We start from the raw sequence: 13,617 nt of genomic DNA, 5'->3' as shown, positions 1-13,617 counted from the left end.
GACTGGTCAGGAGTGGCATCACTTACTTGACACTACTCCCTGTACCGCCGTCTGGATGCGGCGCCTGACGGTGACCGAACGTGCGATCGATCTCGGCAAACGCCCCGGCGAGACGTGCCTCACGGTGGATGTATCGCGGGGGGCTGCGCGGTCTGTGGACGTGAGAATCTCGCGAAGCACAGCAGGGCGGGCTGCCTACCGGCAGTAGACGTCCAACAGCTCTGCGTACGAACGTGATCGAGGCTTCAATAGGCGATACGGAACCCGCCGATGAGGGTGATCGAATTGCCGTCGGGATCTTCGACCGTCGATAGTCGCACCCCCTTGTTGGCCTCTACGATCTCGCTGCAGTGGATGCCACGTCCAGCGATTTCAGCGATCTGCGCCCCGAGGTCGTCGACGGCGAAGTTGAGCAGACCCGACCCAGCGCGCGTCTCGTCGACGCTCACCTGTACCCAGCCGCGGTCGGTGACCTGCCATTCGACGAGGACGGGCATCGGATTGTTGTCGGCTCGCCGTCCGAAGAGTCTTTCGTACCAGGTGTTCGACCGGTCGATGTCCGACACCGGCACCACCGCGAGTACATGTTCGAGAGCCATGGGTACATCCGTTCCACTGGAAAACAGTTCTTACAGGTGGACCGGCGAACTAGGGGAAACTCATCGCCCGGCATATTTCAGGCAAACGTGCCTTTCAGGTAGCCGACCAGTTCCGCGGCGGTACCCGGTGACTGCCGGAATCCCAGGTAGCCGTCCGGGCGCACGACGAGAGCGGTCGGGCCCTCGACCCCGTACGCCGCCTTGAACTCACCGTCGGCGTCGACGATGACGGGTAGCGTCGAATCGATGTGCTCGGCAACCACCAGGTACACGTCGAGACAGCCGTGTGCCGCATCGACAGCGTGGGTGGCCAGCTCCTCCGCCTTCGAGACGTCACCGTCCGACCACAGAAGCAGCGTGTGATCGACCCCGGCGAACAGCTCGAACAGACGCAGCGGAAATGCCACGACGTCCCGACGCAGCCCCCGTGCATCCGGCGCCCGCTCGCCCGGCTGAACCGAGGTCGACGCCTCGTCGACGGTGCCGACGAGTTGCCCGGGCGGGTACGAGATCAACAACTGCGCTTGACGACGCATCGCGGTTTCGAAGGAGCTCTCACCGGCGCCGATGCCTTCTCGGGCATTGCGCACCGTCATCCCGACGACCGCTTCTCCAACCGGCCTGCGCTCGGCGTCGTACGTGTCCGTCAATCCGGGTGCCGCGATGCCACGAACGGCCAGCGCCACCTTCCACGCGAGGTTGTGCGCATCCTGGATGCCGGTGTTCATTCCCTGGGCCCCGGTCGGCGGATGGATGTGGGCAGCATCGCCCGCGACGAACACGCGCCCTCGGCCGTAGGCGTCGACGATGCGGTGACTGATTTTGAAGACCGACGACCACCTCAAGTTCGATGCCGTGGTCGGTTCGGGGGAGAGGCGGTCGAGAACGGCTTGTATGTGGTGGAGCTCGGGAGCGGGGCCCGCGGTGAAACCGTGCACGATTCCATCGCCGGAACTCGGGGGTGGGGTGGTCAGTTCGGGTGGTACGAGCATCGACATTCGGTACCGACCGCGGCCGGGAAGAGGTATCGCCACCAGCGCGTCGTCGGCGGTACCGTCGTCTGCCTTGTGGGTGCTTCGAATGCCGAATCCGGGAGGTTGCGACCAGTCGACCTCGACGTCGCCGAGCATGTATCCCTCGGCGAACGCCCCACCCTCGAACGTCAGGCCGAGGTTCTTGCGGACGACGCTGTGGGCACCGTCGCAGCCGAGGAGGTAGTCGACGACGACCGTCGATCCGTCACTCAGGGTTGCCGTCACGCCCTCGTCGTCCTGCTCGAACGATACGAGACCGATTCCGCGCTCGACGACAGTTCCGAGCTCGGCCAACCGCTGGGCGAGGACGCGCTCGGTTTCGTATTGAGGGAGGCCTGCGAACCAGTAGGGAACATCGGGGGGAAGCGTCAGCTCGATTCGCCCGACCTCGACCCCGTTCTCGAAGACGATCTGTCCACGCATCATCGTCGAAGCGTCCAGGATTGCTTTCAGGACGCCCATGTTCTCGAAGACCTCGAGCGTCCGGGGTTGGATCCCAACCGCTTTCGCGTACTGCGGCGGTTCGCTCAACGGATCGAGGATGCGGCAGTCGATGCCCCGTCGTCGAAGCTCGATCGCCGCCGTCAGTCCGATCGGTCCTGCTCCTGCAACGAGTACCTGTGTAGTCACTGTTCCACCGCCTGTGTCGCCTGGGTCGATAGGTGGAATCATCCAGGGTGCCGTCGGGACGAACGGGACTTTGCGTGGACTTCATTCGCAATGGGTGAGTTGGCGGGCGAGACGTGTCGGTCGACTCGAGTATGGTCAGTTGATCGAACTTTCGTACGAGTGCTGGGGGAGCAAAGTTGGTGCTGAGGGTTCATCGCGCGGCACGTGCGAGCGCGTTGGCAACGGCGTTGGCCGATGTGTTGGCAACCCCTCTGGCGGACCCGTTCACCCCCGAGGTGATCTCGGTACCGGCTCGCGGCGTCGAACGCTGGTTGACGCAGACACTGTCGATGTCTCTCGGGACCGAAGGAGCGGGTACAGCACGTTCGGACGGTATTTCGGCCAACATCGACTTTCCGTCGCCCACCGCACTCGTCGGACGCGCTCTGTCGGCAGCGGAGAATCTCGACCCGGCAGACGAACCATGGTCCCGCGGGCGAATGCTGTGGACGATCTTGGCGGTCGTAGACGAGTCGATGAACGAGCCGTGGTGTTCGGTTCTGGCCACACACCTCGGACACGGTTCGGACGAACACCGCGCGGGACGGCGGTGGTCCACCGCGTCGCACCTGGCCGATCTGTTCCGCGCGTACGGAGCAGACCGTCCGTCGATGATCGCCGAGTGGGCAGCAGGACGGGACACGGATGGGCTCGGAGGGCCACTCCCCGCGGACCTGCGTTGGCAAGCCGAACTGTGGCGGGCTGTTCGAGTCCGCATCGGTCATCCCAGTCCTGCAGAACGTCTCGAGGCCAGTTGTGCTGTACTGGAGAATGATCCGTCGATACTGTGTGATCTACCGGAGAGATTGTCGATCTTCGGCGCCACTCGTATGACAACCGATCAGCTTCGCGTCGTTTCCGCTATCGCCCGGCATCGCGATGTGCACCTGTGGATTCCGCACCCCAGCATGCACATGTGGGATCAGCTGTCGGATCGTCCGACTGCTGTCCGACGTCGCGACGACGGTTCTGCGGTTTCCCTGGAACATCCATTGCTGTCTTCGCTTGCGCGCGACGTCCGAGAACTCGAGACACGCCTACTCGAACTTGCAGTCGCGACGGTACACACGGTGGAGAACGAAAAACCATCTCCAGAAACACTTCTCGGCCGTATCCAGTCGGACATCATGCATGCGAGGGTACCGACGACGGCTGCCGAACCCGATGGAAGCATCGCCGTTCACGCGTGCCACGGATCTGCACGCCAGGTCGAGGTTCTCCGCGAGTGTCTGCTGCACATTTTCGACGCGGACCCGACGCTCGAACCGCGAGACGTGCTCGTCATGTGCCCGGATGTGGAAACGTATGCACCGCTGATTCGGGCGACATTCGGTCAGCGCGGCCTGGGGCATCCCGGCCACGAACTTCGAGTGCGGCTCGCCGATCGGGGGCTCCGCCGTACCAACCCGATGCTTTCGGTGGTAGCAACGCTCCTCGATCTGGCGGTCGGACGGGTGACGGCCAGCGAGGTGCTGGATCTCCTTGCATCAGAACCGGTTCGTTTACACTTCGGATTCGGCGACGACGACCTGGAGCGGCTGCGCGAATGGACCCAGGTGTCCGGCGCACGGTGGGGTATCAATTCTCGTCAGCGCACGCGTTTCGGCCTCGGGGACTTTGCGCAGAACACGTTCAACTTCGCAGTGGACCGGCTGCTACTCGGTGTTGCTGCCGACGAGACCGCGCACGAATGGCTCGATCTGGCATTGCCCGTCGACGACGTCGATGGAAACGATATCGATCTCACCGGAAGGCTCGCCGAGTTCATCGATCGACTTGCCGTCGTCGTACGTGATCTGCAAGGACCTCAGACCGTCGGACAGTGGCGGACCGCGCTTGTACGCTCGCTCGACCTGCTGACCGACACCAGTACGGCAGATGCATGGCAACGGGCACAAGCACTTCGCGAAATCGAAGAGGCGACCCGGCACGGCGACGAGTCGGAACTCCGCCTCGCCGACGTACGCGCGATGCTCACGCACGCACTGGCGGGTAGGCCGTCACGAGCGAATTTCAGAACAGGTGAGTTGACGGTGTGCACCATGGTTCCGATGCGGTCGGTGCCGCATCGGGTGGTGGTTCTGCTCGGCCTCGACGACGAGATATTTCCTCGCGCGGGCAGCGAAGACGGTGACAACATCTTGACGCGCGACCCCGCCCCGGGGGAGCGTGACGTCCGAAGCGAGGACCGTCAAATGCTGCTCGACGCGGTCATGTCGGCCGGCGAGAAACTGTTGCTGTTCTATACCGGCGCCGATCCGGTGTCCGGCGCAGTGAAGCCTCCGGCCATACCGCTGAGCGAACTGCTCGACGTCGTTCGCGCTACCGCAGACGCCGACATCGTCACTCGGCATCCGTTGCAGCCGTTCGATTCTCGCAATTTCGATCCAGACGGTCCGTTCAGCTACGACCGTGCTGCGCTCGCGGGTGCTCGCGCCAGCGAGAGAAAACCCGTTGCATCGCCCGCATTCCTTCCGAAAGCTTTGCCCGCGTCGCCGGCCGATGATGTCGAGCTCAGTGATCTGATTGCGTTCGTCGAGCATCCGATTGCAGCGTTCTTGCGGCAGCGGCTCGGAATTCGGATTCCCGACGCCGGCGACGATGTGTCGGACTCGTTGACTGTGGAGTTGGACGGCCTGCAGAAGTGGGACATCGGTGATCGCATGCTCGTAGAACGACTAGGCGGAACCGACATCGCCGACTTCCGTGCGGCGGAATGGCGCCGAGGGACGCTTCCGCCCTTCAAGCTCGGGGAGACGCAGCTGCAGGACATCACCCGAGCGGTGGAGGCACTCGTCGATGTCTCGCGTGATGTCCACTCCGGACCCGCCGAGGTGCGCGACATCTCGGTGGTTCTACCGTCCGGGCGGCGAGTGACAGGAACTGTTGCCGGCATTCACGGCGCGGCGATCGCCCGCACGTCGTATTCCCGCCTTGCCCCGAAACATCGTTTGGCGGCGTGGGTGCGGCTGCTCGCCCTACAGTCCCAGGACGATTCGCGAACGTGGCAGGCCGTCACCACAGGCCGTGGGACCGGGCGTCGTGCAGCGTGGCGATCGACCATCACGGCCCCGGTCGACGCGCTGGCTCAGCTCGAGAAGCTCGTCGAACTTCGTGATCTGGGGTTGTCCGAGGTCCTACCGTTCGGGCCGACTGCGTCGGCAACCTACGCGGAGCGACGCTTTCGAGGCACGCCTCAGCGGGAGTCGATGGATGCGGCGGAGAAGCAGTGGTCCGACAAATTCGGCGATGTCCACGACCGAAGCATCGTCTACGTTCACGGTGCGGCCGCGCCGTTCACCGATGTCAGCAGCGCGCCGGGCGGCGAGGGATATCCCCGGTGGGGCGAGGAAAACACCCTGTTCGGGATACTCGCGTGCAGCCTCTGGGCGCCACTGCTCGATGCCGAGACGGAGGGCCAGCCATGACCGACTTCGACCTTCTCGGACCTCTGCCGACCGGGACCACCGTGCTCGAGGCCAGTGCGGGAACCGGCAAGACCTACGCGATCGTCGGTCTCGCCACCCGCTATGTCGCCGAAGGAATCGCCGAGGTGTCGCAACTCTTGCTGGTGACGTTCTCGCGCGCGGCGACCCAGGAGTTGCGCGAACGTACCCGAAGCCGATTCGCGGAGGTGGAGGCCGCGTTGGCCGACGCGAGTTCCAACTCGACCGATCCGTTGGTCCGTCACCTTGCGGCGGCACCTGCCGACGAGGTTGCCCTGCGCCGGGTGCGATTGACGCGGGCTCTGTCGGAATTCGACTCGGGCACGATCGCGACTACCCACAGCTTCTGTCAGCGCATGCTCGACGGCCTTGGTATCGCAGGCGAACGCGAACCCGAGGCAATCCTCGTCGAAGCTGTCGACGATGTGACCGACGAGGTGGTCGACGACATCTATCTGCGGCGGTACGGACGGTCGGACTTCGGCCCTCCGATCGGTCCGTCCGACGCACGGCAGGTCGCCCGCGAAGCCGTGCGTGATCGGCAGGCGCAGCTCGTTCCAGAGCCCGACGAGGAGACCGAGGCAGGCAGCCGCGTGCTCTTCGCGACCGAGGCGCGCGAAGAAGTCGGGCGACGCAAGCGATCCGCTGGGGTTCGTGATTTCGACGATTTGTTGAGCCTGTTGCATGGAGTGCTACTGGACCCCGCCCACGGCGAATCCGCCTGCGCACGTGTCCGTGACCGGTTCCGGGTGGTGCTCGTCGACGAGTTCCAGGACACCGACCCGCTGCAGTGGGACATCCTGCGGCGAGCGTTCCACGGCAGGTCGACGCTCCTACTGGTGGGCGATCCGAAACAGGCGATCTATGCATTCCGCGGAGCCGAGGTCCTGAGCTATCTCGACGCCGTAGCGCTAGCCGACCGCCACCTCGAACTCACCACCAACTGGCGTAGCGACGCCGGGTTGCTGACAGCGCTCGAAACCGTCTACGCGGGAGCCGCATTGGGACACGAGGACATCGTTGCCCATCCAGTAGGTTCGACCCAAGCCTCGTCGCGAATGTCCGATCGGCCACCGCTGCGGCTGCGCACCCTTCCCCGAACCGGTGCTGGGCCGTTGAACAAGTCGGGATTTCCTGCCGTAGGTGCACTCCGCGAACGTGTCGCCGACGATCTCGCCGCCGATATCGTCGAGCTGCTCGAATCCGCCACCGGGCTGACCCTGCCAGGCCATGTAGACGTGGTGACACCTGGTGACGTCGCCGTCCTCGTTCGAACACGAGCGCAGATCGTGTTGGTTCGCGCAGCACTCGATCAGGCAGGCGTTCCCTCGGTTCTCGCCGGTGGGTCGAGCGTCTTCGAAACGCCGAGTGCGATGCAGTGGCTGTGGTTTCTGCACGCACTCGAACAGCCACATCGCGGCGATCGCGTCCGACTCGCCGCACTGACGCCGCTTCTCGGATACACGGCCGAGTCACTCGACGACCGCGGCGACGACGCGGTATCCGAAGTCAGCACCCTGTTTCGCGACTACGCGGTGTTGTTCGCGCAGGCCGGATTCGCTGCGGTGTTCGAAAAGGTTGCTGCAGAATCGAACCTGGAAGCGCGACTTCTCGGTCAACGCGGCGGCGAACGACAGCTGACCGATCTTCGACACCTCGGGCAACTCCTCAACCGCGCAGCCGTCGAAGAATCGTTCGGACCGAGTGCGCTGACGCGGTGGCTGACCGACCGCGTCGAGGATCCGGCATCCGGAAGTGTGACCGACCGCAGCCGACGGCTCGACAGTGACGCTGCGGCTGTCCAGATCGCGACTGTGCACGCGAGCAAGGGGCTCGAATTCCCGGTTGTCTACGTTCCGTTCGCGTGGGACGCCGCGAAGAATCCGTACCCGAGCACTCTGCTGCTGCACGACGAGGACGGCAGGCGAGTCCTCGATGTCGGTGGCAGGACAGGCAACGGATACGCCGCGCGCAAGTTGGTGCGTGATGCCGAGGAGGCAGGGGAGGAGCTCCGTCTGCTCTACGTCGCACTGACTCGTGCGCAATGCCAGGTCGTGCTGTGGTGGGCGCCCTCCTACTCCACTGCTGTTTCGCCGCTTCACCGATTGCTCTTCGGCAGGGCGAAGGGTTCTGTGCAGCCGGAGGACAAGATCAAGGTGCCCGACGACGCCATTGCTGTTCGCCAGTTGGAGTCGTGGGCATCACCGGCCGGTGGACTCATCACTGTCGAGCAGGGCGGTGCGACGCGTTCACGCCCGATCGAGAAATACCTCCAGAGCACCGAGACAGAGCTGGACGCAGCGTCCTTCCGCCGCTCACTCGACACGCTGTGGCGTCGGACGTCGTACTCCGCGTTGACGGCAGCCGCGCACGACGGGCCCGGTGTCACCAGCGAACCTGAACGCCCAGAGAAAGACGACGAGCCGGACGAAGCACCCCCGATCGACGACGAGTTGGACGGCATCCCGTCACCGATGAACGGTCTGCCTGCGGGCGCTGCGTTCGGAACCCTCGTGCACGAGGTACTCGAACACCTCGACACGGCGGCACCGAACCTGGAATCGGAACTGCTGCGCAGATGCACCGACGCCATCGAGGAGCGGCTGGCGGACATCGATCCGCGGGCGCTGGCCGCAGCGCTGCTCCCGGTACTCCGAACACCGTTGGGGTTCGGCACACTCGCAGACATCGCGCCGTCCGATCACCTCGCGGAATTGGACTTCGAACTGCCTTTGGCGGGCGGAGATCACCCGGTATCGCGAGCCGTCACCCTGAGAGCAATCGCCGGGTTGCTGCGTGAGCACCTCCCCGTCGACGACGTACTCCGTCCGTACGCAGACCAGTTGGAGATCCTCGAATCACAGCCGCTGCGTGGCTATCTCACCGGCAGCATCGACTCCGTTCTGCGCATCTCGAGTGGTCATTCCGCAGGCTCCACTCCTGGCTCGGATGGTCATTCCGCAGGCTTCACTCCTGGCTCGGATGGTCATTCCGCAGGCTCCACTCCCCGGTACGTCATTGTGGACTACAAGACCAACCGACTATCCCGAGGAGACCTGACGGTCATGCACTTCACCCGGGATCGGATGGCGCAGGAGATGTTGCGTTCGCACTATCCACTGCAGGCTCTTCTGTATGCGGTCGCATTGCACCGCTACCTCAGATGGCGCCAGCCCGGATACGACCCGCAGATACATCTCGGTGGCGTGCAGTACCACTTCGTCCGGGGCATGGTCGGGCCGAACACCCCGCCGGGCTGTGGTGTGTTCGATTGGCATCCACCGTCGAAGCTCGTCACCGAAGTGTCTGACTTGCTCGCCGGGATCGAGGGGTCATGATCGCAGCGCAGCTGGTGCAGCGTGCCCGCGGCAGGCTGAAGACGTTCAACGAAGTGGGGATTCTCGCCGCCGCGGACGTACATGTGGCACTGAGACTCGGTGCGCTCGGTGGCGAGACGTCAGAGGAAGTGTTGTTCGCGGCGGCCCTCGCCGTCCGGGCAGTCAGGTCGGGCTCGGTGTGCCTGGACTTGCGACGCCTACGCGATGTCACCGTCGACGAGGAGTCGGACGTGGACATCGATGCGCTGCCGTGGCCGGAACTCTCCGAGGTGCTTGGCGCGCTCCGCGCGAGCCCACTGGTGACCGGCGGCCAGCGGGGGCCCCTCAAACCACTGAGGCTGGTCGACACCGACGAAGGCGAGCTTCTTTATCTCGACCGATATTTTCTGCAGGAGCGAACTATTCGGATGGTCCTCGACTCCCGCGAGGCTACCCATCCGGACGTCGACACCGAGGCTGTGCGCTCGCTGCTGAGCACCCTGTTCGTCGACGATTCGCGCCAACCGACAGCGGCCCCCGACCGACAACGCATTGCTGCCGCACTGGCCGCAACGTCGTGGACAGCGGTGATCGCAGGTGGGCCCGGCACCGGGAAGACACATACCGTTGCGCGAGTACTGGCGATGTTCGCGCGCCAGCTCGGTCCGTCGATCCGAATCGGATTGGCAGCACCGACGGGCAAAGCTGCCGCGCGCCTGCAGGAATCGGTGACCGAACAGTCCAGCGATCTCGGATTGCCGCCGGGACTCGTCGCCATGACTCTGCATCGATTGCTGGGGTGGCAGCGGGGGAGCAAGAGCCGATTCCGGCACAACGCGTCGAACCGACTGCCCTACGACGTCATCGTGATCGACGAGACGTCGATGGTGTCGCTGACGATGATGTGCCGGTTGCTCGAGGCCGTCCGCCCGGAGACCCGACTGATACTGGTCGGTGACCCCGATCAGTTGACGTCCGTCGACGCCGGCGCGGTACTCGCGGATCTGGTCGCGCGACCTGTGCGCAGTGCACCGAACGCCGAACTCGAGGCATTGATCGTCGCCGACCTCGACGCGCACGACGATCCGAACGAGGCCGCTTTGTCACCCGCGGAACGGGAACGACTCGGCAGTGGCGTCGTGCGCCTCAGCCGGGGACGGCGTTTCGGAGGAACGATAGCCGAACTGGCCATCGCCGTTCGGGACGGACGTTCGGATCGTGTGATGGATCTGTTGCAGGGAGACCACGAAGAACTGTCGTTCCATTCGCCGACGGACCTCACCGCACTTCACCGCGACATCCTGACGACGGCAACCACGGTGACCGCAGCAGCCAACGAAGGCCACGCCGCTCGAGCTCTCGAGGGCCTCGAGTCCCACCGGTTGCTGTGCGCCCACCGCCAAGGGCCTCACGGTGTGCAGACCTGGGCACGCCGCGCGATGGAGTGGGTAGGAGAGTTCTCGGGAGCGTTTCTCGACCCAGCACAGTGGTATCCGGGGCAACCGTTGCTCGTCACGGCGAACGATCACGAGGCGCGAATCTACAACGGCGACACCGGTGTCGTGGTCGACACCGGAGGTGGCTCGCTGATGGCTGCATTCCAGCGCGGTACACAGCCGTTGCTCGTGCATCCGAACGTGTTGTCCTCTGTGCAGACGGTCTACGCGATGACGATCCACCGAAGCCAGGGCAGCCAGTACGACACCGTGTCGGTGATGCTGCCCGAACACGCGTCTTCGCTGCTTACTCGCGAATTGCTGTACACCGCGATCACACGGGCGCGGAAGCACGTCCGAATAATCGGGACCGAGGAAGCCGTGCGGGCAGGGGTCGACCGCCAGGTCCTACGCGCCAGCGGACTCCGCCGGACGATTCTGCCGTGACGAGGAGTTGTGGTTGACCGCCGCAGCATTGCGAAGGCTCTCTGCAGTGTCGTTCCATGACCGTGCCTGCTGCCTCCACACTCGCGCTGCAGCCCGTGAACCCTCGCGTGAGTACTGGATCGACCTCGCCGCGCAGTAGTGTCCTTGCGCAGTTGCGTGACGACGCAGATCGTCGAAGTCGTCCTCGCGGCAGACTGAGTGCACAGTGGACGGATCGACCGTGGCGCCGACCAGGTCGCACCATGCGTGCAGCGAGCGGAGCCCGATAGGAGGGTCTGGCACCGTCGAGTGTTCGGTCGAGGTGCTGGCGTGGGCCAGTGAAACCGGCCCGTCGTTGTTCACGCCCTGACCGACGGCCCACGCCGTCAGAAACGACGGGTGCGGGATGTTCCAGACTTCTCGGAACGTGGCGACAGCGACTGTGGCGAGGTAGTCCGATTCGTCGGGGGCGGCATCGAGCACGAAGTCCATGACCGTCCCATCAGGGGTCGGTTTCCCTGGCTCCGACCATCCGAGGCCGTGCAGTCGCCGGTCGGCCGAGTCGGCGTCCGGTGCATCCGGGTACAGGTACGACGGAAGCGACGCGACTCCCAGGATCTGCTCCGCATCGACTGCGACCAGGTCGACATACGGACGTTGGCCACGTTGCCCGCGGGACGCCTGTGCCGAGGAAATGGTGATATACGTCCCGGTTGGCATCGCCGCGACATAGGCGGCAAGGTTCGTTTCGAACCGCTGCCACGCATCCGATACGGCGACATCGAACGCCGGCATATCGAACGCCGGCATATCGAACGCCGGCATACCGAACCCCGTAATCCCGAACCCCGGCATACCGAACCCCGTGACATCGAGTCCGTCCTCACGTGCAGCACCCATGCGCGCTCCTCTTCTCGACCACACCACCGGATCTATCCGCCGAACAGAAAGATAGCGGCTGGGTCCGACAAAGTCCGTGAGGCGAGGGTGCACCTCGCGACGTGGAGGCGCTGAGATCAGTACACGTCGCGCAGGTAGCGCTTGGAGCTCTTCAGTTCGGCCACGTAGTCCTCGGCCTGGTCGGGTCCGAGACCACCGTGTTCTGCCACCACCTCGTGCAGTGTTGCGTCGACATCCTTGGCCATGCGGGTCGCGTCACCGCACACGTAGAAGTGTGCGCCCTCTTCGAGCCAGGCATACAGTTCCTTGCCGTTCTCGGTCATCCGGTGCTGGACATACACCTTGTCGGCCTGGTCGCGGGAGAACGCGAGGTCGAGGCGGGTGAGAACACCGTCGCGGGACAGATCGTCCAGTTCGTCCCCGTAGATGTAGTCGTCGGCCCGGCGGCGGTCACCGAAGAACAGCCAGTTCCTGCCCTTGGCCGAGCGGGCCTGCCGTTCGTGAAGAAATGCGCGAAACGGCGCGATTCCGGTGCCGGGTCCGACCATGATCACGGGAACATCGTCGTCGGACGGCAGCCGGAACGACTTGTTGGCCGACAGAAATACCCCGACCGATTCTCCCTCGGTGACGCGGTCGGCCAAGAACGTCGAGCACACGCCGCCTCGGTCGCGTTCGGCGGACCGGTACCGCACGCTCGAGACCGTGAGATGGACCGAGCCCTCGTGCGCGAGCGGTGAGGAGGAGATCGAGTACACGCGATGCTGCAACGGGCGAAGGAGCTCGAGCAGCTCGGCCGGTTCGAGCGCCGTCTTCTCGTCGAGGGCGAGGACATCGAGTACGTCCTTTCCCCAGATCCAGGCGTCGAGAGATTCGCGGTTGCCGGTCGCGAGGATGTGTTGGAGTTCGTCGTCGTCCGAGCGCTCTGCGACGGCCTCGATGAGGTCCAACGACGGTAGGCCGATCTCGTAGGAATGGGTCAGCAACTCGTCGAGCCGTTGCTCGGCGCCCTTGATGGTCACCGTCGTATCCGGCTCGACCCGAAGCTGGCCGATAAGGGCGTCGACGAGTTCGGGGTTGTTGACAGGCCGGACGCCGAGACCGTCACCGGCTTCGTAGGCGAGCCCGCTGTCGCCGAGGGAGAATGCGTAGTGCCGCACTTCCTTGGACGACTCGGGACCTGACAGCCGTTTGTTGGCCAGGACCGTCGCTTGGTACGGATTCTTCCGGTTCCACGGCGAGCGCTTGGATGCTGCTCTCGCGGGCTTGGCTGATTCCAGTCGTGCGTCGATGTCTGTACCCGCTTTGCAGTAGCCGTCGTAGCTGGTGGCACCCAGCATCATGACCGCGAAGTATAAACCGTCGAACCGAGCCACCGAATATGCAAGGCCGGCATCGCCGGTGAGCAGACCGGCGCAGTCGACGGATCCGGCGGACGCGCCGGACTACTCGCGATGGACGAGAATATGTGAGGATCGTCGAAGACAGATACTCGGTCCGGGGGGACCGATCAACCGAGTTCGATCAGTCGAGTGGTTCGCAGGGGCGGGAACTTCAGAGCATGGATCTTTTTCAAGTCGTTGTCATCGGGATACTTGCGCTGGCGTCTTTCACTGTGTTGGCGGGGTTCGTGGTGATGCTGATCGGCAGTGCCCGTCGTCAGCCGGCACGTCGAGCGAAGGCGCGCATCGCGCCGGGGTGGTACCCAGATGCGCAGGACGAGTCGCTTCTTCGTTACTTCGATGGTCGGGTCCCGACGCGGCAGACGTCGCGACGGGAGATGTCGTAGT

Annotated in this window: 7 protein-coding genes and 1 pseudogene; 4 read left to right on the top strand and 4 right to left on the bottom strand. The window is 64.4% G+C overall.

Annotated elements, in window-relative coordinates; all coding sequences use genetic code 11:
• Positions 1–245: 245 nt before the first annotated feature.
• Together ACODSO_RS23005 and ACODSO_RS23000 are read right to left on the bottom strand one after the other, a co-directional pair.
• Complete coding sequence (locus ACODSO_RS23005; RefSeq protein ID WP_489038980.1) at positions 246–599, bottom strand: VOC family protein; 354 nt, start codon at positions 597–599, stop codon at positions 246–248.
• Between the two features lie 77 nt (positions 600–676).
• A complete protein-coding gene (locus tag ACODSO_RS23000) occupies positions 677–2,305 on the bottom strand; it encodes an FAD-dependent monooxygenase (RefSeq protein ID WP_489038979.1) in 1,629 nt (542 codons plus the stop codon).
• Between the two features lie 137 nt (positions 2,306–2,442).
• Between ACODSO_RS23000 and recC the strand changes: the two genes are divergently transcribed.
• From recC to recD, 3 genes are read left to right on the top strand one after another with little or no spacing between them, the layout of a single operon-like run.
• Positions 2,443–5,730 (top strand): exodeoxyribonuclease V subunit gamma, encoded by a 3,288-nt coding sequence (gene recC / locus ACODSO_RS22995; protein WP_489038978.1) that lies wholly within the window; start codon positions 2,443–2,445, stop codon positions 5,728–5,730.
• Positions 5,727–9,086, top strand: coding sequence for a UvrD-helicase domain-containing protein (locus ACODSO_RS22990; protein ID WP_489038977.1), 3,360 nt, complete (start codon positions 5,727–5,729; stop codon positions 9,084–9,086). The genes recC and ACODSO_RS22990 overlap by 4 nt, the downstream gene beginning before the upstream one ends.
• Positions 9,083–10,948 carry an exodeoxyribonuclease V subunit alpha gene (gene recD / locus ACODSO_RS22985; protein ID WP_489038976.1) on the top strand — a complete coding sequence of 622 codons (1,866 nt, stop codon included), beginning with the start codon at positions 9,083–9,085 and terminating at the stop codon, positions 10,946–10,948. The genes ACODSO_RS22990 and recD overlap by 4 nt, the downstream gene beginning before the upstream one ends.
• Here the strand turns inward: recD and ACODSO_RS22980 are convergent.
• Together ACODSO_RS22980 and ACODSO_RS22975 are read right to left on the bottom strand one after the other, a co-directional pair.
• Positions 10,910–11,827, bottom strand: a complete 918-nt coding sequence (locus tag ACODSO_RS22980; protein WP_489038975.1) for a TY-Chap domain-containing protein — start codon at positions 11,825–11,827, stop codon at positions 10,910–10,912. The genes recD and ACODSO_RS22980 overlap by 39 nt on opposite strands.
• A 116-nt stretch (positions 11,828–11,943) precedes the next feature.
• Positions 11,944–13,224: pseudogene (locus tag ACODSO_RS22975) on the bottom strand (sulfite reductase subunit alpha); the annotation flags it as partial.
• 164 nt (positions 13,225–13,388) lie between these two features.
• Here ACODSO_RS22975 and ACODSO_RS22970 point away from each other — a divergent pair.
• Positions 13,389–13,616, top strand: a complete 228-nt coding sequence (locus ACODSO_RS22970; protein WP_489038973.1) for a DUF2510 domain-containing protein — start codon at positions 13,389–13,391, stop codon at positions 13,614–13,616.
• The last annotated feature ends 1 nt before the right edge of the window (position 13,617 follow it).

It is taken from the genome of Rhodococcus sp. FG69 (genome assembly GCF_057808915.1).
The sequence above is the reverse complement of the archived record's forward strand: the minus strand, read 5'-3'. Positions and strand labels throughout refer to the sequence as shown.